A 25,987-nucleotide genomic window follows, 5' to 3' on the forward strand; every position below is an offset into this window, starting at 1 on the left:
TTTATGGAATTAAAAAAAGCCTTGTACAAAGTTGTAGAAAACAAAACCATTGCTTGGTTTAAAAATAGCAATGAATATATAGTATTAGAACACACTACTGCTGCCATTTTAAAAGATCTAGACAAAGCAATACCTATTGCAAAAATTGCAAAAAGCTTATCTCAAAAAATAGACGTCCCTCTTGAAAAAGCAAAAGACTTTATTGTAAATTTAAAAAGTGAGGTTTACGATATCAACAATACACCTAAAGAAAAAACAGACCACAATAATAAAGATGTTAAAAAACCTAAAAGCTACGAATTTGTAAAGTTTTATAAAGTAAACAATATCATCTTTAAAGTATCTTATTTAGATGAAAAAGAATTGTATTATATTCATCCTAAATTTGCCCACTTAACGGTTGATGCTACAGAAAATTATCAAAATGAATTTGAAGTTTTTATAGATGACAATTACATATTTTTATATGTAAATAATCTATATATTGGTGCTTGGACAAGTAACGAGGTACATTATTTTCAAGGGAAGTTTTCTATGGAATTTATTCAAAAAATTCATCAAAAACCCGAAGAAGATTGGATGGGTGTTTTCCATGCCTCTGCCATTAGTAATGGTAAAAAATCGATGTTGTTTTTGGGCGATTCTGGTAACGGAAAAAGTACTTCTTTAGCACTTTTACAAGCCAATGGTTTTACTTGTTTAGCTGATGATTTTGTACCCATAGATATGGAAAAGAAAAAGGTCTATAGTTTTCCTGCATCTATTTCTATCAAAAAAAACAGTTTAACAACCCTACTTCCTTTATATCCTGAATTGGAAACCAGTGCAGAATTCCACTTTAAAAGGCTCAATAAAATAGTACGTTATTTGAAACCAAATAACACAGATTACCTACAACATTTGCCTTGTAACGATCTAATTTTTATAAAATATGAAAAAGACAGTGGCCTTAGTTGTAAAAAGATTTCTAAAATTGATGCTTTTCAGCAACTGATTCCAGATTCTTGGTTGTCACCAATTACAAAAAATGCCCAAATATTTTTAGACTGGTTTGATGGCTTAAACTGTTATCAACTTACCTATTCCGAAAATGAAAAAATGATAGCCACTGTTTCTAAAATCTTTGACGACCAATTTTAAATCTTAAACCAAACGTTTCACTTCATCAAAATCTAAACCACCATAATTGCCTGAACTCATTAAAACCACAGCAGTTTTCGCTAAACTTTCAGCAAATAAAAAATCTTTAAACTCAGCAGGATTCGTATAAACACGTATATCATCACGTTCAAAAGCATTGGCAATTTGATGATGTGTTACTTCCTTTAATTTTTTAATTTTTACTGCGTGTGGTGAATAAAACACCACAGCTTTATCAGCAAAATTCAAAGCACCTTTATATTCTGCTAAAAATTCAGCATTTAAACTAGAGTAGGTATGTAATTCTAAACAAGCCAATAGCGTTTTTTCAGAATATTGTTCTTTTACAGCTTTTGTAGTAGCAGCAACTTTACTCGGGCTATGTGCAAAGTCTTTAAAAATAACCGTTGAAGTACTTTCTGCAATCTTTTCTAAGCGTTTGCTTGCGCCAGAAAAACTGGCTATAGCTTCATAAAAATCATCTTCGTCTATACCCATGTGTTGGCAAATCCATTTGGCGCCCGCTAAATTTTGCAAATTGTGAGTGCCAAAAATTTCTAAAGGTAAATCTCCTTCTGCAGTTTCTAAATACGTTATGCCATCTTCAATAAAATAATCTGGAGTTTTATAAGGATATTTTTTAATATGATTTTCTGAAGATTCAACTATGGCAGCTACATGTTCATCTTCTGCATTATACACCATACTTCCTCCATTTATCATGGAATCTGTAAAGATTTTAAACTGTTCTTTATAATTTTCAAAAGTTGGAAACACGTTGATATGATCCCAAGCAATACCACTCAACAAAGCAATATTGGGTTTGTACAAATGAAACTTAGGACGCAAATCTATAGGCGAACTTAAATATTCATCGCCTTCTAAAACTATAAATTCGTTATCGTTGGTTAAATGCACCATGGTTTCAAAACCCTCTAATTGAGCGCCTACCATGTAATCTACTTCTTTTTCGTGATAATTTAATACGTGCAAAATCATAGAAGTAATGGTTGTTTTTCCATGAGAGCCACCAATTACCACGCGTGTTTTATCTTTAGATTGTTCGTACAAAAATTCTGGATACGAATAAATTTTTAATTCCAATTCTTGAGCTTTTAACAGCTCAGGATTATCTTTTTTAGCATGCATCCCTAAAATAACTACATCCAATGCTGGTGTAATTTTTTCAGGAAACCAACCAAATTCTTGTGGTAATAACCCATATTTTTTTAACCTAGATTTTGACGGATCGTGTATAGTATCATCACTACCAAAAACTTGGTATCCTTTTTGGTGTAAAGCAATGGCTAAATTGTGCATTGCACTGCCTCCTATGGCTATAAAATGGATGTTCATATCAAAAAAATTAAAAAAGTAAAAATACAAAAGCTTTCTGCAATATGAATTATCTTTAGAACATAACTCAGCTAAATATTAGGTTTACGCACTCAAAAAGCCTTTTCGCTAATTTTAGATGGTATTTTAAAACGATTTAAGCGAATTTTATCTTGTTAAATCAACCGATTATGAAAAAAATTATTACAATAGTACTCCTTATATTTTTATATACGCCTCGTGCAACTGCTCAAAAAAAGTTAGATAAACTTTGGACCAAAGTAGAACAATTTGAACTGGATGGTTTGCCAAAATCGGCATTAACAGTTGTGGAAGACATTTATAAAAAAGCGGTAAAGAAAAACAACAGTCCTCAAATTATAAAATCTCTTTTTTATAAAAGTAAATTTGCATTAACTTTAGAAGAAAATGCGCAATTAAAAGTAATTGAACGTTTTAAAAAACAGATTGCTGCAAGTACAACACCAACTAAAAACGTGTTACAAAACATTCTTGCCAATTTGTACTGGCAGTATTTTAAACAGCATCGCTATCAATTTTACAATAGAACAAAAACTGCGCATAAAGTAAATATTAATGATTTTAGATCTTGGGATCTGGAAACGTTGTTTCAAGAAATTCACAGCTATTTTAAAGCATCATTAGCAGATGAAACTATACTTCAGAAGATGGATATCCATGAATTTTCGGACATTCTTCAACTTGAAAAAACATCAAGCACCTATACGCCTACCCTATTTGATTTTCTTGCCAATAATGCCTTACAGTTTTACAAAACATCAGAGCACTCCATTACCAAACCTGCTAATCAATTTAGGATAGACAGTGCGATTTATTTAAGTGATGCTATACCTTTTTCTGGCTTACAAATTACATCAAAAGATCGTAGTTCCTTACAATTACATGCGTTACAAACCTATCAAAAGTTAATTGAACTCCACCTAAAAACGGGTAATAAAGATGCCTTAGCAAATATAGATATTCAACGCATCAACTTTGTACATCAACATGCAATTTTTAAAGATAAAAACAATGTTGAATTAAAAACCTTACAAACTGCTCAAGCAAATATAAACAATCATAAAGCAAGTGGTTTATATGCCTTTGAAATTGCTGAAATCTATAAAAACAAAGCGCGTAATCAAAAAGCACTTGCAGTTTGTCGTCAAATTATCAAAGATTTTCCGAAAAGTTTAGGACAACAAAAGTGCGAAATACTCCAAAAACAAATCAAACAAAAAACGCTGGCCATAAAGGCAGAAAAATATATTCCTATAGATAAAAATTCTCGCCTTTTAGTTCGCTATAAAAACACAGACACGTTATATTTTACGGCATATAAAATCAATCAAAAACAACAAGAAAAACTCCATACAACCTATGCTTTTAAGGATCGTAAAAACCTGATCCAAACGTTACAACAAAGTACAACTTGGCATCATATTTTAAGAAATGAAAACGATTACATACAGCATTCTACAGAAGTTATTGTTCCTAAATTAAAAAGTGGCCTATATCTTATTGTTGCTTCTGAAAGTGAAAGATTGCAAGAAGATTCTGTTTACGGAACCACTACCCTACAAGTAACCAATTTAGCTTTGGTAAAAAATACATTTAACAATATGTACAATTACCAAGTAGTTGATAGGTACACAGGACAACCTATTAAAAATGCCAAACTTAAACTTGAAAACAAAGAACGAAACACGGGTAAATACATCCACAAAAAACTAACTACCGATAAAAACGGATTTGCCTCTTTTAAAAGCGATGACAGTTATAATAATGTAAACGTAGAAGTGCATACTACCAATGATTTTGCCTCTTTTGGAAATCAGTATTTCTACCATCAATATGATAAAAATAAACGAAATGATGCGGTTGATGATATCACCATAAAACCTTTTGTTTTTACAGACAGAAGCATATACAGACCTGGACAAACTGTACATTTTAAAGCTATTGTTATTAAAAAACAAGGTAATACATCTAAAGTTGTAAAAGATAAGTTTATAACTGTGTATTTAGAAGATGTTAATGGTAAAGATATTGATAGTGTAGCGTTAAAACTGAACGAATTTGGTGCTGTTGCTGGCAAATTTATACTACCTAATAATGGTTTAACTGGTGAGTTTACCATTTATGTTGATGAAAGTGAAAAACACAATGTAGATTTTTATGACGATGTGTATTTCGATGACAATTATGCAGAAATTTTAGTAGAAGAGTACAAAAGACCCAAGTTTAAAACCAAATTTAACCCCATTACAAATAGTTATACTATAAATGATTCTATAAAAGTCAACGGTTTTGCAAAGGCTTTTTCTGGTGCAAATATATCAGATGCCAATGTAGTGTACAGAGTGCATAGAAAAGTACAATATCCTAGTTGGTATTATTGGCGCAGACCAAATCCAAATTCTAGTTCGCAAGAAATTACTAGTGGAGAGACTATTACAGACAGTACAGGTAATTTTTCTATCCATTTTAAAGCTATTCCTGATGAAAGTGTTGACAAAGAAAGTATACCCATTTTTAAATATGAAATAACAGCAGATGTAACCGATATAAATGGAGAGACCCGTTCTGCAACTACCATCATAAAAGTAGGTTACCACTCTTTAATAGCTTCTATTGGTGTAGCTAATAAGATTGATAAAACGCACAATGAAACCACCATTAAAGTCGATACAAAAAATTTGAATAACGAGTTTGTATCTGCAAAAGGAACCCTTAAAATATACAAGTTACAAGCGCCTAAAAACCCCTTAAGAAAAAGACCTTGGCCTGCACCAGATTATCAAGATATTTCTAAAAATACGTTTAGAACATTATTCCCAAACGATCCTTATACCAATGAGGAAGCCAATGAACAAAACTGGGCAAAAGAGGCATTAGTAGCGTCTTACAATTTTGACACATCAAAAGCCAAAAAAATAAAATTAAACGCTATTAAAAACTGGATTTCTGGTAAATATCTTGTGGTTTTAGAAACCAAAGACAAATTCAACCAAACAGTTAAAGACGAAAAAAGAATCGAGTTATTCTCATCCAAAGAAAAAAAAGTAGCCGATTCAAAATTGTTTGCTATTAATACTGATAAAACATGGTATGCTATTGATGATGTGGTTGAACTACAAATTGGTTCTGCATCAAAAAATATTACAGTGGTGCTACAAATTGAGAAGAACCATAAAATAGTAGACACAAAACTCATTCATATAAATAATACCACAAAAACCATTAAAATACCTGTGGATAAAAAAGATGTTGGTGGGTTTGCCATTAAATATCACTTTGTAAATTATAATGATTTTAAAAGTGGTAGCTTGTTAATAAATGTACCTCATCCACAAGAAAAAAAACTAGATATAGAAACCAATATTTTTAGAGATAAGTTACAACCAGGGCAAGACGAAACTTGGAGTTTTACCATTAAAGATGATAAAAATAATGCCATTGCTGCAGAAGTTTTAGCAAGTATGTATGATGCTTCTTTAGATGAATTTAAAAATCATAATTGGTATTTTAATCCGACTACACCAAAACCAACCTACTATTCTTACCAAACTAGCAATGCCAACAAAAGTTTTAAAAACAGCAATTTTAAGATTCATAATATTCAAAGAAATTATTATCGATTTCCAAATATTCAAAATGATAAATACAATTGGTTTGGGTTTAGTTTAAACAATAAAGAGCGATTTCAAAATGAATATTTATTGAGTATTTACAAAAAACGAAAAGCAAAAAAACTAAACGTTTTGGTTAGTAAGTCAGGACAATTTAATGGTAAAATTAATGGAATTGTTACTGATGAATACAATGAACCTCTTCCTGGCGTAAGTATTGGCATAAAAGGAACCAATAACAAGGTTATTACCAACTTTGACGGACAATATTCTATACCTGTTGAAAAAGGAAAAACCTTAGTTTTTAACTATCTCGGTTTTTCATCTCTTATTGTAAAAATTTTAGATTTTTCAGAGTTAAATGTTGCTTTAAAAGAAAACGCAGAACATTTAGACGAGGTTGTGGTTATTGGCTATGGAAGCATGAAAAAGAAATCTGTAACTGGTGCTGTTAGAACAGTTACAGCCAAAGAAACTGAATACGATGCTAATGTAACTAGCATTTTATCTGGCAAAGTTGCTGGGGTTTCTATCACTGGTATTTCAGGGCAAGCAGCATCTAATCAATCAATAAAAATTAGAGGAGCTGCCACAGCACAAGGAAATAATCAACCTTTATATGTAGTTGATGGTGTAATTGTAGATTCTTTTGATAAAGATAGTAGCGATTTGGTAAATATCTCAATTTTAAAAGAGGATGAAGCAACTGCAATTTACGGATCAAGAGGTGCAAACGGAGTGATTATCATCACTACAAAATCGGGTCAAGAAAAAATCGATGCAGCCTTATTAAAAGTACAAGCACGTAAAAACTTTAAAGAAACGGCTTTCTTTTTTCCAAAATTAAAAACAGATAAAAACGGAAAAGTAAGTTTTACATTCACAATGCCAGAAGCCTTAACCAGATGGAAATTACAATTATTAGCACATACAAAAAATTTAAAATCGGCATCTAAAACCTTACAAACTGTAACTCAAAAAGAGTTAATGGTTGTGCCCAATGCGCCTCGTTTTTTAAGAGAAAAAGATACGATTTCCTTAAGTGCAAAAATTACCAACTTAACCAACAATAAATTATCTGGTTTTGCAAAATTAATTTTAACAAACCCTATTTCAGGAAAAGAAATTAAGCAAAATTTATTGAGTAAGAGTGGCGCTCTCCCTTTGAGAGAGATGTCAGAAACTGACAGAGTGGGATTTACGGTTGATAAGGATGGAAATGCAACTGTTTCTTGGAATTTAGCAATTCCTGAAAATATTCAAGCTGTGCAGTACAAAATTGTGGCCAAAGCTGGTAATTTTTCTGATGGCGAGCAAAATGTATTACCAGTTTTAACCAATAGAATGTTGGTTACAGAAACGCTGCCTATGTGGATTCGCTCTAAGAACACCAAGACATTTACCTTAGATAAATTAAAAAATAATGCTTCATCAACATTAAAAAACCATAAGTTGACATTGGAAATGACATCCAATCCTGCTTGGTATGCCATACAATCTTTACCTTACTTAATGGAATATCCTTACGAATGTGCTGAGCAAACTTTCTCTAAATATTATGCTAATACATTGGCGAACTTTGTGGTGAATGCCAATCCTAAAATTCAAGACGTGTTTCATGCTTGGCATAATTCTGATGCTTTAGTGTCTAACTTAGAAAAAAATCAGGAATTAAAATCGTTACTCATTCAAGAAACACCTTGGCTAAGAGATGCACAATCCGAAACCGAACAAAAAAAACGAATTGCATTACTATTTGATTTAACAAAAATGAAAAACGAGCAACAAAAAGCCATCAACAAATTACAAGACATTCAATTGAGTTCTGGCGGATTTCCTTGGTTTAAAGGTGGCAAGTATGCAAGTAATTTTATCACCCAACATATTGCCACCGGTTTTGGTCATTTGCAAAAATTAAGGATAACTGATTTAGACAAATCAACACAAAAAATGATGCAAAAATCCGTTCGCTTTTTAGATGATGAAATTTTGGCTCAGTATCAAAAGTTATTGAAAAAAGCCACAATACTCAAAGAAAAATCAAAAACTACAAAAGAAGGCAACAAAAAATACAAAGCGTTTTTAAGACAAAACCATCTCAATTATGCAACCATTCAGTATTTGTATATGCGAAGTTTTTATGTAGATATGGCTAAAGGTGATGCATTAAAAGAGGCCGTTTTGTATTATCAAAATCAAACCAAAGTGTTTTGGAATACATATAATTTGTATGCAAAAGCACAAATAGCCTTGTCTTTATTTAGAACTGATAAAAAACAAACTGCAAAAAAAATTGTAAGATCTCTTAAAGAAAATAGTATTACTTCTGATGAATTGGGCATGTACTGGAAATCTAATACTGCTGGTTATTACTATTACCAAGCTCCTATAGAAACGCATGCTTTGCTTATTGAAGCATTTTCAGAAATTTTAGATGCTAGTGTTGATAAGAACAAACTAACTATAATAGATAATCTAAACCTGTGGTTGTTAAAAAACAAGCAAACCAATAGTTGGAAAACTACAAAAGCAACAACAGAAGCTGTGTATGCTTTGTTGTTGAATGGTTCTGATTGGCTATCAGTTACAGAAATGGTTGATATTAAAATAGGTAATAATATTGTTGACCCATCAAAAATAAAAGGTGCAAAAGTTGAAGCTGGATCTGGCTATTTTAAAACCTCTTGGAATGCCAATACAATTCAAAAAGAAATGGCAGAGGTTACCATCAGTAAAAAAGGAAAAGGCATTGCTTGGGGTGCTTTGTATTGGCAATATTTTGAAGATTTAGATAAAATTACATCCGCAGAAACTCCACTAAAACTAAACAAAAAATTATTCAAAAAAGTAAACTCAGATACGGGTAAAGAACTGCAAGAAATCAACAAAAACAGCAGTTTAAAAGTTGGCGATTTAGTTACGGTAAGAATCGAACTTCATTCAGATAGAGATTTAGAATTTATTCATTTAAAAGATATGAGAGCATCTGGACTAGAACCCATCAATGTAATTTCTAAATACAAATGGCAAGATAATTTAGGGTATTATGAAAGTACAAAAGATGCATCTACCAACTTCTTTTTTGATCGATTGCCAAAAGGCGTGTATGTATTTGAGTATGATGTACGTGTAAACAATGCTGGTTTTTTTAGCAACGGAATTTCAACCATTCAAAGTATGTACGCACCAGAATTTAGCAGTCATTCTGAAGGAATTCGTCTAAAAATAAATGATGAATTCAATCGATTTTGATAGTATTTCAATCATAGGAGTTAAAGTAAATGAGAAATTACTCATAAATTTGCACTACTATTAATACAAGATAACAATCATTATGAAAAAAATTTATTTAACTTTTGGATTATTATTAACTACTATTTTAACCATAAATGCTCAAGATATTTCTGAGCATGCAATCGGTTTACGTTTTGGTGGTGGAAATGGAGTTGGTGGAGAAATTTCATATCAAAAAGCCTTGGGTAGCAATAATAGATTAGAAATCGACTTAGGTTTGGCTAATGAGTTTACCAACTTTAAAGCAACAGGTTTGTATCAATGGGTTTGGAATTTAGAAGATAAATTCAATTGGTATGCAGGTTTTGGTGGTGGAATTGTTTCTGCTGACGGAACAGGAATTTATGGTGCAGGAGTTATAGGTATTGAATATAATTTTAACGAACCTATTATATTGTCTATTGATTATAGACCTGAAATTGGTATTGCAGGCGGTTTAAGTGGTGTGAATTCTGATGCTGCTTTATCTGTCAGATATCAGTTTTAAACCTTAACAAACAAAAAAAACTCATCAAAATAAAATGATGAGTTTTTTTTGTTTAAAATCTATTGATTATCCCATAAACGGATATTTGTAATCTTGTGGTGTTACAAAAGTTTCTTTAATTAATCTAACAGATGTCCAACGTAATAAGTTTTGTGCAGAACCCGCTTTGTCATTGGTCCCAGAAGCTCTAGCTCCTCCAAAAGGTTGCTGACCTACAACTGCTCCTGTTGGTTTATCATTAATATAAAAGTTACCAGCTGCATTTTCTAATGCTTTAGATGCTTTTTCTACTATATATCTATCCGTAGAAAAAATAGCTCCAGTTAAAGCATATTCTGTAGATTCGTCTACTAATTTTAAAGAAGCTTCCCATTCAGCATCCTCATAAATATAAATGGTAATTACAGGGCCAAACAATTCTGTTGTCATGGTTGCATAAGTTGGCGATTTTGCCAAAATTACGGTTGGCTGAATAAAATATCCTTTTGATTTATCATGATTTCCGCCAATAATAACCTCTGCATCAGCATCAGCTTTAGCTTCATCAATATATTTTGCAATTTTATCAAAAGAACCTTCGTGAATTACCGCATTTATAAAGTTTGATGGATCTTCTGGAGAACCCATTTTTAACTCTGATGTTTGTTGTTTTAAGTGTTTTAAAACATCATCCCAAATAGAAGCAGGAATGTAAGCACGTGAAGCTGCAGAACATTTTTGACCTTGATATTCAAACGCACCTCTTGTAATTGCGGTTGCTACTTGTAATGGATTTGCTGAATTATGCGCCCAAATAAAATCTTTACCACCAGTTTCTCCTACAATTCTTGGGTAAGTTTTATAATTGTGGATGTTGTTACCAATCTGTTTCCATAAGTTTTTAAATACAGTGGTAGAACCTGTAAAGTGTAATCCAGAGAAATCTGGAGATGTTAAACAAGTATCAGAAATCATTACAGGATCTCCGTAAACTACATTAATAACACCATCTGGCAAACCAGCTTCTTTAAATAAATCTACAATAACTTGTGCAGAATATGCTTGATGATCAGATGGTTTCCAAACTACAACATTACCCATTAAAGCTGCTGCTGCAGGTAAATTTGCTGCAATAGAAGTAAAGTTAAAAGGAGAAATTGCATACACAAAACCTTCTAAAGGTCTGTACTCAACTCTGTTCCAAATTCCTGGTGCAGATGCAGGCTGATCTTTAAAAATATCTGTCATGTATTGTACATTAAATTTAAAGAAATCTACCATTTCGCAAGCTGCATCAATTTCTGCTTGGTGTACATTTTTAGATTGTGCAATCATAGTTGCAGCATTCATTTTAGCTCTGTAAGGACCAGCTAGTAATTCAGCTGCCTTTAGAAAAATCGATGCTCTTTCCATCCAAGAAACTGAAGACCATGCTTCTCTTGCAGCTAATGCAGTTTCTATAGCTTCATCTACGTGTTTTTTTTCTGCTGTATGATATTGCCCAACTACGTGTTGATGATCGTGAGGAGGTGTAATGTTTTTTGTGTTTCCTGTTCTAACTTCTTGTCCGTTTATATACATAGGCACATCAACAGAACTATTGTACATTGTTTTATATGTAGCTAATAATTCTTCTCTTTCTGGAGAGCCAGGAGCATAAGTTTTTACAGGTTCATTTACTGCAACTGGAACATTAAAAAATCCTCTTGTCATTTTGTATGTTTTTAAATTTGAATCGACTAATTTTGAAAGTAACAAAGTTACAATTTTTGTTTCAATAATTTTGATGCTTATTAATTGACTTTTGTTGAGTTATAATCAATATTATTATAAGAATGTGTTATTTATGATAATTAAGAAATGTAGTAAATGTGTACAGTAACTTATCTTCCTATAGGTAAAAATAGTTTTATTTTAACTTCTAATAGAGATGAAACTCCGTTAAGAAAAACAATTCCGCCAAAAACGTACATAGAGAATGATGTAACATTAACCTACCCAAAAGACGAATTAGCGGGTGGAACATGGATTGGTACAAGCCATAAAAATAGATTAGTTTGTTTGTTAAATGGCGGATTTAAAAATCATATAAGAGAGCTACATTATAAAATGAGTAGAGGTATAATTGTTAAAAATTTACTTGCTACGGATGATGCAGTTGCTTACATCTATAATTTTGATTTTAACAACATAGAACCGTTTACTTTAATTTTAATCGATTGGAAATCTGAATTTTCAATCTACGAGTTGGTTTGGGATGGAACAAAAAAACACTTTAAAAAATTGCCACAAGAACCAAAAATATGGTCATCTTCTACGTTGTATACAGCAGAAATGCAACTACAAAGAAAAAAATGGTTTGAAGAATGGTTGCATAAAAACACATTTTTTTCACAAGAGCGTATTTTAAACTTTCATAAAAACGAACAATTGGGTAGCCCTGAAATTTCGCCAAAAATGAAACGAAATTTTGTAGAAACATTAAGTATTACATGTGTAAAAAAAAAAGGCAAAGCAATTGATATGACGTATATTGATTTCCTTTAACATCAATCTACTAAAACATGGCAAAAGAAATTATAAAAACCAAGGCAACCCCTATAACACCCACAAAGAAATAACTGATATTTAGAAGAATAAACTTTACAAACGTTTTGATAAAGCTTTGTTGATAAAAATTTTTCATTGCAATAATTAAATACAATAAAAAGAGCAACAGAAACACGCCAATACTTGGTTCTATTTCAAATATTTGCAATAGTACAAAAATTGAAAAAAGCATAAAAAACACGGTTTGTATGTGAAAAACAAATATCAAATGATCTACATAGGTGTATTTTCTTCGGATGTAAAACAGACGTAAAAACAATGTAAAAAAAGGCAAAAACACAAATAGTGCCACTGAACCGTAAGACAGTACTTCTCCTAAAAATTCTTCTCTGCTTTCTTCACTTTCTGTAAACGAGTTGATTCTTTTAGCTTTGGTATATAAAAATCGATTCGTAAAATTTTTTTCATATCCAAGCGTATCTAATGCTGCATCAATTTTAGAATTTGGGTACTTTTTTACATATTTAGCAAAATCGTCTAAACGCGTGCCTCCAAAATCTATTCGATTGCCATCGTTATTTAAAGCTACAGAGTCTTTTGCACTTTTTTCTACTTCTGCTAAAATCTTTTCTCTAGCTATTTCTGGAATAAAAGATTTTTTTAAATCTTTATCTAATTTTTCTTTTATAGAATCTATTTTAGCTTGAGTTAAAACTTCTTTTTTGTTTTTAATAGCGTCTTGTTGCTCTACTTTTGCAATTTCCTGTCCTGCTTCTTTTGTAAGTGCTTCGTATTTATCTTTTGTTTTTGAGAGTCCAATCAACAGAAAAAAGATTATGGATACTGTTAAATAAAATCGAAATGGATTGGAGTAACGTTGTCTTTTTCCATCAATATAATCTTTAGACACTTTACCCGGTTGTATTAAAAGCGGAATGATAGTTGTCCAAAACTTAGCATCAAAATTAAACAACCCATTAAAAACTTCATGTATAAAGCTTACAAAAGTAATGCTATTGCCTTTATTGGCCTGACCACAATCTGGACAAAATTTTTCGTTACCATAAAAAGGATGACCACAATTTAAACAAGCTGGATCTTTAATTTTAGCAACTTTATTTTTCTTTTTTATTAGTTTGATAGGATTGGTGTTGAGAGTTGAAAGGTAGGTATAAATACTTTAAAAGTTTGTAAAGTAGTTACGTTTTGCATGGTATAAAAACCTTTCATTGCACCAATAGTAGATTCTAAAAAGCAACCAGAACTATAAGAATACGTATCGTTTGGTTTTAAAATAGGTGTTTGGCCAACAACACCTTCACCCGCTACAATTTCTGTTTTATTTAAAGAATCGAAGATTTTCCAATAGCGATCAGTGAGCTGTACCGTTTGCAAAGAATGATTTTCAATAGTAACAAAATAAGCAAAAACATAATACAACCTGTTATTTCTATAACTGGTTCCATTAAATTTTGTTTTTACTGCAATTCGAATTCCTTTTGTTATTTGTTCTACCATTGCTGGTAAATGTAGTTTTTTTGATTAAAAAATACAAGCCTAAATTTAATTATCTATTTTGATCAAAAAAAGTTGTTCCAACTCCTACAACTCTGTCATATAAACCACCAAATGGCTTAAAATAAGTAATAACTGTATATTGATTTTCGGTTTGAAAAAAAGTACCATTTACATCATTAGTGTTTACATTTCCGTAATTGTCTATTGTTGCAAACGTATAATTGTAAAAACCTTGTTTTAATAAAATAGCGGCTGTATAACTGCTATTTTTAAAATTGTACTGCATTTCGGTTTCTTCATCAATAAAAAAATTATTAAACGCCCCGTAAACATGTACTTTTTTATCGGAAAATGGCTCATCTGCATATAAAGTAAAATGCATCATTGCATAATCTGCTTCTGTATCTGGATCATTGCCCTCTAAAGTTCTTATCACAAATTGGCCATTAATATCAGGATTGAAGCGATAGGTTAAAAAAGGATTGTAAGTATAAGGATATAGATAATGATGAAAAATGTCTTTCATTTCAATTTTAACTACATTCAAGCTTTTATTTCTGACAGACTTAGTATCAAAATTTAAATATTCGTTACCTCCCCAAAAGTTGGTTTTATTGGTGTAGGTATATTTTAACTGATTAGATTTAAAAAAAGTAGGTTGTAAATCGGTGATTTTATCATTCCAGTTTTCATTTTTAAGCAAAACTACATTTACTTCTTGAGATGGATTGTTGATTCGTAAATTAGGATGATTTATGGTGAATTCTACAGTTTGTTGTGTATTCACAGTTTTAGCATTTCTACTTCTAGAAACCTGTACTCCAATGGTAGTCGCATTTTCATACAACACAAATTTACGAGTAAACTGTACTTCATCTGCATCGTTTAAAACAGATAATAAATAGTTACCACTTTTAGTGATAATGGTGTTTACATTAGGAATTCTAACCGAATAATGAGTATAGCTCTGAAAGGTATTGAAAGAGTTTGTAACATCAATAATGGTATTTTCATCAAAACCATCAATAAACTGACTAGATAGCAACCTACTCTTCTTCCAATCATGAGTCATGTGCTCAATTCTATACATATAATCTTTACTATCGGCATCTAAATCATCAAAAGACAGTTCTAAAACAGTTCCTAAAGGCACAATTGCAGAAAAATTGTTCTCCTCTAAAGGTCTTAACTGAATAGATTTTATGTTTTGAGCGTTTACAATACTACCAAAAATTAAAAATAAATAAGTTAAAAATGTTTTTGTCATATCACAAAAATAAGTAATCTTAAGCAATAGCAATCAAAATGTAAGCCAAAAGCAAACAACTATAACGTTTTCATAAATTTATTTATTTAGAATTATTATAAATAAGATTCTTTCCCAAACTTATAAGATGTTTTATGTCAGAAATATTTGCTAAAAGCCGTAAATTTGCTTGATTTTTTTAGATAACTAAAATTCCGAATTTACTATGTCAAAAGACATTCGTATTAAAAAAGGCTTAGATATTAAGCTTGTTGGTACTGCAGAAAAAACAACTACAAACAGTTCTTTGAGTAGTGTTTATGCAATTAAACCAGAAGACTTTCACGGAATTACACCAAAACTTGTAGCCAAAGAAGGTACAGAGGTAAAAGCAGGAGAAACACTTTTTTATTCAAAAAGTGACGAACGCATTTTATTTCCTAGTCCTGTTGCTGGTAAAGTTACTGAGGTAGTACGTGGAGCAAGAAGAAAAATATTAGCAATAAAAATTACTGCTGATTCAAAACAAACCTATGCTGATTTTGGTAAAAAAGATGCTGCAAAAATGACTGCTGATGAGGTGAAAAATCACTTATTCACTTCAGGATGCTGGCCATTTATTAAACAACGTCCTTTCGATGTTGTGGCGAACCCGAGTCAAACGCCTAAGGCCATTTTTGTATCTGCGTATGCAAGTGCACCTTTAGCTGCAGATTTAGATTACACTTTGGCTGGTAAAGAAGCTGAATTGCAAGCTGCAATTACTGCTGTTTCTAAATTAACAGAAGGTAGAGTTCATGTTTCTGTAGGTGCTAATAGTAATTCACCTTTAGCCAATTTAACTGGTATAGAAATTCACAAAGTTTCTGGACCACATCCTTCTGGAAATGTTGGTACTCAAATTGCTAACATCGATCCTATTAACAAAGGCGAAGTAGTTTGGATTGTAACTCCACAAGATTTAGTTATCATTGGTGAGTTATTATTAACTGGTAAATTTAATGCAGAAAGAACAGTGGCTTTAACAGGATCTCAATTCAATACCCCACAATATATTACTGCTATTGCTGGTGCAAATATTGCTGAGCTTACTAAAGGGAATTTGAATAATGATAATACAAGAATTATAAGTGGTAATGTATTGTCTGGAACTCAAGTAAAAGAAGATGGTTTTTTAGGATATTACGACAACCAAATTACTGCAATTCCAGAAGGCGATGATTACGAATTCTTTGGATGGAACAAGCCCGTTTTCAATAAAATTTCAACTTCTAGAGCTTTAACCTTTTCTTGGTTAAACCCAAAGAAAAAATACGATCTAAACACCAATACAAATGGTGAACATAGAGCATTCGTAGTTACTGGTTCTTATGAAGATGTTTTTCCTTTAGATATTTATCCAATGCAATTATTAAAGGCATTTATGTATAAAGATTTAGATGAAATGGAAGCTTTAGGTGGTTACGAAGTAGCACCAGAAGATTTTGCACTAACAGAATTTATTTGTGTATCTAAACAACCACATCAAAAAATTATTCGTGAAGGTTTAGATTTAATGAGAGAAGAATTAGGATAAGATTATGAGCTTAAAACAAAACTTACACAATTTAAAAGAAAAGTATAAAGGCACAAAAATGGCACCTGCGTTTAACGCAATTCATACCTTTTTATACTTACCAAATGAAGTTACTCATGGAGGAACTCATATTAAAGCAGCAGACGATTTAAAGCGTACAATGAATACAGTAATTATGTCTTTAATTCCTGTACTAATTTTCGGAATGTTTAATGCCGGTTATCAACATTATGCTGCAATAGACCCAAGTTTAAGAACAGACGTTTTAGCAAACTTTTTTACTTGGGATAATTTATGGATTGGTATCATTAAAGTGTTACCACTAGTAATTATATCTTATGGAGTTGGTTTAGCTGTAGAATTTGTTTTTGCAGTAATCAAAGGGCACGAAGTAGAAGAAGGGTATCTGGTTACTGGAATGTTGGTTCCGTTAATTGTTCCTGTAGATACTCCACTTTGGATGTTATCAGTTGCTGTTATCTTCGGAGTTATTATTGGTAAAGAAGTATTTGGAGGTACAGGAATGAATATTTTAAACCCTGCACTAACCATTAGGGCTTTCTTATTTTTTGCATATCCAACTTGGATGTCTGGAGATAAAGTATGGGTACATGATGCAGTAAACAGAGCTGGAACTGCTGATGCAATTTCTGGTGAAACAATTTTAGGTAGTTATGCACAAAACCAAGAAGTTATTTATTCTACTTGGGATAAATTCATGGGCTTTATTCCTGGGTCAGTGGGTGAAACATCTACCTTATTAATTTTACTAGGTGCTGCATTTTTAATTTTTACTAAAATTGGAAGCTGGAGAATAATCGTTTCTACTTTTATTGGAGCTGCAGCAATGGGTTTAATTTTTAATTGGGTAGCAAGTTCAGGTGTTATATCAGACAGTAGTAAATTCTACGGATTAATGAGTGCTCCATTTTGGGAACATCTAATTATTGGTGGTTTGGCATTTGGTGCTGTTTATATGGCAACAGATCCAGTAACTGCATCGCAAACAAATAAAGGAAAATGGATTTACGGTTTCTTAATAGGTTTTATTTCTATTATGATTCGTGTGTTTAATCCTGCTTATCCAGAAGGAGTATTTTTAGCAATTCTATTGATGAATGTATTTGCTCCTACAATTGATCATTATGTTGTTCAAGGAAATGTTAAAAAAAGAATGAAACGCGCTAAACTTAAAACTGCTTAGTTATGAGTAAGAAAACAGATGGTAATGGTTATACAATGATTTTCGCTGTAGTAATGGTGTTAATCGTTGGTTCTTTGTTGGCTTTTATGGCCTCATCTTTAAAACCAAATATTAAAGAAAATCAAAGAATAGAAAAGCAACAAAACATTTTATATGCTATGGGTGTAAATGAAAATGACGAATCTAGCGCAAATTTTGTATCTACTGATGTTGCTGGCGACGAATTTAAAAAATACATCACAAAACAAATAGTTATAGAAGGTAATAATATTTCTGAAAGTGATGATGCTTATTTAATTGATATTAAGAAAGAAAAAGCCAAAGCAAAATCAGGTAAAACTAGAAAATTACCTTTATTTGTTGGTCAAAAAAATGGCAAAACATATTATGTAGCACCTATTTACGGCAAAGGATTATGGGATGCCATTTGGGGATATATTTCTATGGATGAAAATATGGTTGTACAAGGTGCTTATTTTGATCATAAAGGAGAAACTCCTGGGTTAGGAGCCAACATAAAGCAGCGTTATTTTATGGATGACTTTTACGGAGAACATCTATTAACTGAAAACGGAGCTTTTAAGGGTATTACAGTAGCCAAAGGTAACAACGACCCAAAAAACGAAGATAAAACAGACTACGAAGTAGATGCAATTGCTGGTGCAACAATTACTGGCGATGGTGTATCTGCAATGATTAAGTCTGATTTATCATTATATGTACCTTACTTTAAATCATTAAAAAAATAATTTATGGGAATCTTATCAAAAAAAGATGCAGGTTTAATTAAAGACCCTTTATTTGACAATAATCCAATTACAATTCAAGTATTAGGTATTTGTTCAGCTTTAGCAATTACTGCAGAATTAAAAGCATCCATAGTAATGGCACTTTCTGTAATGTTTGTGTTAGGCTTAGGTAATGTAGTAATTTCTTTAATGAGAAACATCATTCCGTCAAAAATTAGAATTATCGTACAACTTATTGTTGTAGCAACTTTAGTAATTATTGTAGACTTAGTTTTAAAAGCTTTTGCTTACGAGTTAAGTAAAACCTTATCTGTTTTTGTTGGATTGATAATAACCAACTGTATCATTATGGGACGTTTTGAAGCTTTTGCCTTAGGGAATGGACCTTGGAAATCTTTCTTAGACGGAATTGGAAATGCTTTAGGCTATGGATTAATTTTAGTCATTGTAGGTTTTTTTAGAGAGTTATTAGGTTCTGGTACTTTATTAGGTTTTAAAGTTTTAGGAGATCCTATTGAAAAAACAGGTTTATACGCAATTGGATATGAAAATAACGGGTTTATGTTATTATCGCCAATGGCATTAATAGTGGTGGGAATCATTATTTGGGTTCAGAGATCTAAAAATAAAGCATTAATCGAAGAAGCATAGAAATTATGGAGCACATTGAATTATTTTTTAAATCGATTTTTATTGATAACATGGTATTTGCCACTTTCTTAGGAATGTGTTCTTACCTTGCAATATCTAAAAAAGTTTCTACATCTGTAGGTATGGGTGCAGCTGTAATCTTCGTATTAACAGTAACAGTTCCTTTAAACTGGTTGTTAGATCAATATATTTTACAAGAAGGCGCTTTATCTTGGTTAGGTGAAGAATATGCAAGCTATGATCTAAGCTTTTTGTCATTTATCATGTTTATAGCAACAATTGCAACCATGGTACAATTGGTTGAAATTATAGTAGAAAAATTTTCTCCTTCCTTATACAACTCATTGGGTATTTTCTTACCATTAATTGCGGTAAACTGTGCCATTTTAGGAGGAAGTTTATTCATGCAATCTCGTGAAATTCCAACTTTTGGATTAGCAGTAACATATGGAGTGGGTTCAGGTATTGGATGGTTTTTAGCAATTTTAGCCATAGCTGCTATTCGTGAAAAAATTAGATATTCTGCAGTACCTCCAGCACTAAGAGGTTTAGGAATTACTTTTATCATTACAGGTTTAATGGCTATCGGTTTTATGAGTTTTGGTGGAATGTTAACAGGTGGTGATGAAGAAAAAGAAGAAGCACCTGCAACAGAAGCTAAAATTGAAGAAAACAAAGAGTTAGATGAAGAAAAAGATGCTAAAGTTGTAGCAGAAAATACAAACTTAAATAATTAGGCAGATGATATTAGCAGCAGGTACAACAGGTACAGTAATTGCAACAGTAGCAGCTTTTTTATTAATTACGCTGATACTAGTTACATTACTATTATTCGTAAAACAAAAACTATCTCCTTCTGGTCCAGTTAAAATTACCATTAATGGAGAAAAAGAAATAGAAGTGGGTTCTGGAAGTACACTTTTAACTACTTTAGGAAATGAAAAAATCTTTTTACCATCAGCTTGTGGTGGTGGTGGATCTTGTATTCAATGTGAGTGTCATGTACTTGAAGGCGGTGGTGAAGCATTACCTACAGAAGTACCGCACTTTACAAAAAAAGAATTAAAAGCAGGTGCACGTTTGGCTTGTCAAGTCAAAGTTAAACAAGACATGAACATTACAATTCCTGAAGAAGTATTCGGAATTAAAAAATGGGATGCAGTTGTGGTAAGAAATTACAATGTAGCGTCCTTCATTAAAGAATTTGTAGTGGAAATTCCTGAAGATATGGGGTACAAAGCAGGTGGATATATTCAAATTGAAATTCCTCCTTGTACCGTAAACTATAAAGACATAGACATTACAGCACATCCTGAAGAACATGATACACCAGACAAGTTTCAAGCTGAATGGGATAAATTTGGACTATGGCCATTAGTAATGAAGAATGACGAATTAGTAGAGCGTGCGTATTCTATGGCTTCTTATCCAGCAGAAGGCAGAGAAATTATGCTTAACGTTCGTATTGCTACTCCACCATGGGATAGAGCTAAAAACGGCTGGATGGATGTAAATCCTGGTGTAGCTTCCTCTTATATCTTTAATTTAAAGAAGGGCGATAAATGTGTAATTTCAGGACCTTATGGAGAATTCTTCATCAACGAATCAGATGCAGAAATGCTGTATGTAGGTGGTGGTGCTGGTATGGCTCCAATGCGATCTCACTTATATCATTTATTCAGAACATTAAAAACAGGAAGGAAAGTAACTTACTGGTATGGAGGTCGTTCTAAAAGAGAATTGTTTTATCTAGATCACTTTTATAAATTAGAAAAAGACTTTCCTAACTTTAAGTTTTATTTAGCCTTATCTGAGCCAATGGAAGAGGATAATTGGAAAGTTAAAAAAGATATTAATGATAAAGAAGGTGATGGATTTGTAGGTTTCATTCACAATTGTGTAATCGAAAACTATTTAAATCATCATGATGCTCCAGAAGATATCGAATTGTATTTCTGTGGACCACCATTAATGAACAAAGCCGTTCAAAAAATGGGAGAAGATTTTGGAATTCCAGATGAAAACATACGTTTTGACGATTTTGGAGGATAGCAAAGCGTCATTCTGAACTTGTTTCAGAATCTCATCAAACAATAAAAACAAAAACCGATTCAACATTTTGAATCGGTTTTTTTAATGTATCATTCTTCTAAAACTTAGCAAAAGTAATTCTTAAAGATTAATAAGCTTCAGATTTTAGGGATTAAAATTGGTACTAAAGCCAACTTACAGTGCAATACATTATTAACATGAGTACCACTTAAAAACTACAGTTTATTTGTTCGTTACGTTTTATTATTTGAAACGAATGTCATTTCGACTGAAATGGAGAAATCTTGGTCTAAATTTTAGATTTCTCAACGACGCTGCATGCTTTGAAAGATACTTTCAATTAAAACTAATGTTGATTTCAGAAGTATTAAAAATGACATTTCAATTAAAAAATTCAAAACTCTAAAATCCTATAAACAAATCATTTAAAAAGGTTTTAGTAAATTTATTTACATTTTTATTAGAATTTATTAAACTAAATATTTACTCTATTCATTAATTTTATTTGCGGTATAAAAAAACAAAATTAACAGGAAAAACCTTTTTTTTTTTGTAAGAAAATCAAGGTTTTTTTTATGTTTTTTTTGAAAATCTACAACACTTTAATAATTTTATAACTAATAAAAAAATAAAATGAAAAAAACAACTACCTTTTTAGTAGGCTTATTTGTGTTGCTCTATAATTATCAAAATATAAAAGCAGCAAATGTAGCTACAACTCCAATTACACAGGAAAATATTCATGCTGCTGTAAATGCTTGGGTGGCAAATTCAACAGATGCAGAAGCTACTTATGGGCACATCAAAGACTGGGATGTGTCTAAGGTAACTAATATGTCAGCATTATTTGCTGAATACGATAATTTTAATGAAGATATTGGAAGTTGGAATGTATCTAACGTAACTAATATGTCAAATATGTTTGATTATGCCACTAACTTTAACCAAGATATTTCAAGTTGGGATGTATCTAACGTAACTAATATGTATAGTATGTTTCATGGTGCCGAAAACTTTAACCAAGATATTGGGAGTTGGGATGTATCTAACGTAACTAATATGACGAGAATGTTTTTTGGGGCTGAAAACTTTAACCAAGATATTTCAGGTTGGGATGTAGCTAATGTAACATATATATCTTTAATGTTTTTTAGAGCTACTAACTTTAACCAAGATATTGGGAGTTGGGATGTATCTAACGTAACTAACATGGCAGGTATGTTTGCTGCTGCCACTAATTTTAACCAAGATATTGGCAGTTGGGATGTGGCTAACGTAGATGATATGAATGGTATGTTTATTTTAGCCACTAATTTTGACCAAGATATTGGGAGTTGGGATGTGGCTAACGTAACGAATATGAATGCTATGTTTCGTGATGCTGTAAACTTTAACCAAGATATTGGAGGTTGGAATGTGGCTAACGTAACTGATATGAGTTCTATGTTTTTTGGAGCCACTAGCTTTAACCAAGATATTGACAGTTGGGATGTGGCTAACGTAACTGATATGTCAGAAATGTTTCGTTCGGCTACTAATTTTGACCAAGATATTGGGAGTTGGAATGTAGCTAACGTAACTAATATGCGTATTATGTTTGGTAATACTACTAACTTTAACCAAGATGTTGGGAGTTGGGATGTAGCCAACGTAACTGATATGTATGGTATGTTTTATTACGCTACTAACTTTAATCAAAATATTGGTGGTTGGGATGTATCTAATGTAACTGATATGAGATTAATGTTTGCTTATGCCAATAACTTTAACCAAGATATTGGGAGCTGGGATGTAGCTAACGTAACTAATATGTATGCTATGTTTTTTGATGCTGAAAACTTTAACCAAAACCTAAGCAAGTGGTGCGTTAGCAACATTACTACTGAACCAGATTTCTTTTCAGATAATACTCCTTTAACAACAAGTAACAAACCTATTTGGGGTACTTGTGTAGTAGTAACCCCAATTACAAATGCCAACATACATACAGCAGTAAATGCTTGGATAGCTAACCCCACAACAGCAACAACCACGTATGGACACATAAAAGACTGGGATGTATCTAATGTAACTGATATGAGAAACTTATTTTTCGATGAAACTAGTTTTAATGACGATATTTCAGGTTGGGATGTATCTAACGTAAGGAATATGTCAAATATGTTTAATGGGGCTGAAAACTTTAACCAAAATATTGGGAGTTGGGATGTATCTAATGTAACTAATATGGCAGTTATGTTTGCTGGTGTTGAAAACTTTAATCAAGATATTGGAAGTTGGGATGTATCTAATGTAACTAATATGGCAAATATGTTTCATTCGGCTACTAAATTTAACCAAGATATTGGAAGTTGGGATGTATCTAATGTAACGAATATGGCAAATATGTTTCATTCGGCTACTAAATTTAACCAAGATATTGGGAGTTGGGATGTATCTGATGTAACTAATATGACATTTATGTTTGCTTATGCCAATAACTTTAACCAAGATATTGGGAGTTGGGATGTGGCTAACGTAACTGATATGAAATATATGTTTAATGAGGCCACCAACTTTAACCAAAATATTGGAAGTTGGGATGTATTTAATGTAACTAATATGGGAAGTATGTTTTATTACGCTACTAACTTTAACCAAGATATTGGGAGTTGGAATGTAGTTAACGTAACTAATATGTCATTTATGTTTTATTACGCTACTAACTTTAACCAAGATATTGGAAGTTGGGATGTATCTAATGTAACTAATATGAAGAGAATGTTTACTAACGTCGAAAACTTTAACCAAGATATTGGGAGTTGGAATGTGGCTAACGTAACTAATATGTATGGAATGTTTACTAACACCGAAAACTTTAACCAAAACCTAAGCAAATGGTGCGTTAGCAACATTACAACTGAACCAGGTTTCTTTTCAAATGGTTCTTTTTTAATAACAAGTAATAAACCTGTTTGGGGCTCTTGTCCTGCAACGACATGGACAGGTGCTACCAACAGAGACTGGGCTACTGCAAGTAACTGGAGTCCTGCTGCAGTGCCATTAACATTAGATAAAGTAATCATTCCAAACGTAACCAATAAACCTGTAATTAGCGCTACTACTGGTGCTTTGGCAAATATTATTACTATAGATGTTGGTGCTTCTCTTACCATTGCAGGTGGTAGCTTAACCGTAAATAGAGATGTAACCAATAATGGAGAGGCATTAACCATTACTTCTGGAGGTTCGTTAATTGTAAATGGTGCAGCTACTGGAAATATCTCTTATGTTAGAAGCCTAACAACTACCAATTGGTTCGCCTTAGCTTCACCTGTAATTGGGCAAGATATAGATGCCTATGTAACAGCTTCTAACCTAGCCACAGGGCAAGGCAATAATGTGGCTTTAGGAACTTTTAATCCTATGCTTAATGCTTGGAGCTATTACCAAAATGGTACACCAATTAACTCTAATTTTCTAACAGGTGTTGGGCATATTATTAAATTAAATGCTGCTGGTAACGTGCAATACACAGGTACAATGCCTACTGAAGATTATACTACTTTAAGCATATTAGATTATTCTGCGAGTACTGGTAGTGCTTTTAATTTGGTCGGTAACCCCTATCCTTCCTTTATTTCTGCCAATGATCTATTAAATGCCAATGTTGGAGGTACAAATGATTTATTAACGGAAGCTACAATTTGGGTATGGAACCAAAGTAGAGATACCTATGACACGTATAATTTCGCCTCTAATTTTTATATTGCTCCTACTCAAGGCTTCTTTGTAAAAGCTGGAGGTGATGCTAATACATTTACTATTACAGAAGCCATGCAATCGCATCAAACTGAAACCTTCCAAAAAAGTGCAAGACCAGAAATTAATATCCAAATTAGCAATGGTAAAAACAATAGAGATGCCAATATCTATTATATATATGGCACCACTACTGACTTTGATAATGGCTATGATAGTAACATTTTTGGTGGAGCTACAGATGATTTGGCTGTATATACTGCATTAGTAACTGATAGTAATGGAGAAAAATTAAGCATACAGTCTTTGCCAAACAGCAATTATAAAGAAACGGTTATTCCTGTTGGTCTAACTGCTCCTGCAGGAACTATTGATTTTGCCATCAATTCACAAAACTTACCTGATGGCTATAACGTATTTTTAGAAGATAAAACCACTAACAACTTTATCGATTTAAGTGCAAATACCTCGCATCAAGTTACATTAAATACTCCTATTGATGGGTTTGGACGTTTTTACTTGCACACTAAAACGAGTGTTTTAGCTACAGATACGTTTACCAATGAAAATATCAATGCATATTTAATAGATAACCATGCGCTACAAATTAATGGTATACCAAATGGAAATACTAAAATACGTGTATATGATATACTAGGTAAAGAAGTATTTAAAACAACTATAGAAAGTAGGTTGTCTGATACTGTACCCTTGCCAAATTTATCCAAAGGTGCTTACATTATTAACATTAATGCTAATGCAGGTAGTATCAACAAAAAAGTATTTATACTATAACCTTCAAACATCAAATA

General features: G+C 32.0%; 16 protein-coding genes. 11 read left to right on the forward strand and 5 right to left on the reverse strand.

Annotated elements, in window-relative coordinates; genetic code table 11:
• Window positions 1-3 precede the first annotated feature (3 nt).
• Window positions 4-1,140 carry a phosphoenolpyruvate carboxykinase (ATP) gene (locus ACW9UN_RS03320; protein WP_459483842.1) on the forward strand — a complete coding sequence of 379 codons (1,137 nt, stop codon included), beginning with the start codon at window positions 4-6 and terminating at the stop codon, window positions 1,138-1,140.
• Window positions 1,141-1,143: 3 nt separating this feature from the next.
• On the opposite strand, the gene ACW9UN_RS03325 is transcribed toward ACW9UN_RS03320, so the two are convergent.
• A complete protein-coding gene (locus tag ACW9UN_RS03325; RefSeq protein ID WP_459483844.1) occupies window positions 1,144-2,496 on the reverse strand; it encodes a UDP-N-acetylmuramate--L-alanine ligase in 1,353 nt (450 codons plus the stop codon).
• Between the two features lie 170 nt (window positions 2,497-2,666).
• On the opposite strand from ACW9UN_RS03325, the gene ACW9UN_RS03330 reads away from it, so the two are divergent.
• Both ACW9UN_RS03330 and ACW9UN_RS03335 read left to right on the forward strand, forming a co-directional pair.
• Complete coding sequence (locus ACW9UN_RS03330; protein ID WP_459483846.1) at window positions 2,667-9,380, forward strand: alpha-2-macroglobulin family protein; 6,714 nt, start codon at window positions 2,667-2,669, stop codon at window positions 9,378-9,380.
• 82 nt (window positions 9,381-9,462) lie between these two features.
• A complete protein-coding gene (locus ACW9UN_RS03335) occupies window positions 9,463-9,909 on the forward strand; it encodes a hypothetical protein (RefSeq protein ID WP_459483849.1) in 447 nt (148 codons plus the stop codon).
• 66 nt (window positions 9,910-9,975) lie between these two features.
• Here ACW9UN_RS03335 and pruA read toward each other — a convergent pair whose 3' ends face one another.
• On the reverse strand, window positions 9,976-11,601 hold the full coding sequence (pruA, locus tag ACW9UN_RS03340) for an L-glutamate gamma-semialdehyde dehydrogenase (RefSeq protein ID WP_459483851.1): 1,626 nt from the start codon (window positions 11,599-11,601) through the stop codon (window positions 9,976-9,978).
• Window positions 11,602-11,757: 156 nt separating this feature from the next.
• Here pruA and ACW9UN_RS03345 point away from each other — a divergent pair, with 156 nt between their 5' ends.
• Window positions 11,758-12,435 carry an NRDE family protein gene (locus tag ACW9UN_RS03345; RefSeq protein WP_459483853.1) on the forward strand — a complete coding sequence of 226 codons (678 nt, stop codon included), beginning with the start codon at window positions 11,758-11,760 and terminating at the stop codon, window positions 12,433-12,435.
• A 10-nt stretch (window positions 12,436-12,445) separates the two neighbouring features.
• Here the strand turns inward: ACW9UN_RS03345 and ACW9UN_RS03350 are convergent, their stop codons facing one another.
• The 3 genes from ACW9UN_RS03350 to ACW9UN_RS03360 all read right to left on the reverse strand — a co-directional run bounded on the left by ACW9UN_RS03350 (window position 12,446) and on the right by ACW9UN_RS03360 (window position 15,223).
• Window positions 12,446-13,411, reverse strand: coding sequence for a DUF3667 domain-containing protein (locus tag ACW9UN_RS03350; protein WP_459483854.1), 966 nt, complete (start codon window positions 13,409-13,411; stop codon window positions 12,446-12,448).
• Between the two features lie 158 nt (window positions 13,412-13,569).
• A complete protein-coding gene (apaG, locus tag ACW9UN_RS03355; protein ID WP_459483856.1) occupies window positions 13,570-13,956 on the reverse strand; it encodes a Co2+/Mg2+ efflux facilitator ApaG/CorD in 387 nt (128 codons plus the stop codon).
• A gap of 49 nt (window positions 13,957-14,005) precedes the next feature.
• Window positions 14,006-15,223, reverse strand: a complete 1,218-nt coding sequence (locus ACW9UN_RS03360; RefSeq protein ID WP_459483859.1) for a type IX secretion system plug protein — start codon at window positions 15,221-15,223, stop codon at window positions 14,006-14,008.
• A gap of 205 nt (window positions 15,224-15,428) precedes the next feature.
• Here ACW9UN_RS03360 and ACW9UN_RS03365 point away from each other — a divergent pair, with 205 nt between their 5' ends.
• The 7 genes from ACW9UN_RS03365 to ACW9UN_RS03395 all read left to right on the forward strand — a co-directional run bounded on the left by ACW9UN_RS03365 (window position 15,429) and on the right by ACW9UN_RS03395 (window position 25,970).
• Window positions 15,429-16,778, forward strand: coding sequence for a Na(+)-translocating NADH-quinone reductase subunit A (locus ACW9UN_RS03365; RefSeq protein ID WP_459483862.1), 1,350 nt, complete (start codon window positions 15,429-15,431; stop codon window positions 16,776-16,778).
• 4 nt (window positions 16,779-16,782) lie between these two features.
• Entirely contained in the window at window positions 16,783-17,982 is a 1,200-nt protein-coding gene (locus ACW9UN_RS03370; RefSeq protein WP_459483864.1) for an NADH:ubiquinone reductase (Na(+)-transporting) subunit B, read from the forward strand.
• A 2-nt stretch (window positions 17,983-17,984) separates the two neighbouring features.
• A complete protein-coding gene (locus ACW9UN_RS03375) occupies window positions 17,985-18,731 on the forward strand; it encodes a Na(+)-translocating NADH-quinone reductase subunit C (RefSeq protein WP_459483866.1) in 747 nt (248 codons plus the stop codon).
• Between the two features lie 3 nt (window positions 18,732-18,734).
• Window positions 18,735-19,382, forward strand: coding sequence for an NADH:ubiquinone reductase (Na(+)-transporting) subunit D (locus tag ACW9UN_RS03380; protein WP_459483868.1), 648 nt, complete (start codon window positions 18,735-18,737; stop codon window positions 19,380-19,382).
• Window positions 19,383-19,387: 5 nt separating this feature from the next.
• Window positions 19,388-20,119: an NADH:ubiquinone reductase (Na(+)-transporting) subunit E gene (gene nqrE / locus ACW9UN_RS03385; RefSeq protein ID WP_459483869.1), complete on the forward strand. Its 732-nt coding sequence runs from the start codon at window positions 19,388-19,390 to the stop codon at window positions 20,117-20,119.
• A gap of 4 nt (window positions 20,120-20,123) precedes the next feature.
• The gene (nqrF, locus tag ACW9UN_RS03390) at window positions 20,124-21,434 is read left to right on the forward strand and encodes an NADH:ubiquinone reductase (Na(+)-transporting) subunit F (protein WP_459483872.1); all 1,311 of its coding nucleotides are present in this window, start codon (window positions 20,124-20,126) and stop codon (window positions 21,432-21,434) included.
• 633 nt (window positions 21,435-22,067) lie between these two features.
• Window positions 22,068-25,970: a BspA family leucine-rich repeat surface protein gene (locus ACW9UN_RS03395; RefSeq protein ID WP_459483875.1), complete on the forward strand. Its 3,903-nt coding sequence runs from the start codon at window positions 22,068-22,070 to the stop codon at window positions 25,968-25,970.
• Window positions 25,971-25,987 lie beyond the last annotated feature (17 nt).

This window comes from Polaribacter litoreus (assembly GCF_054584775.1).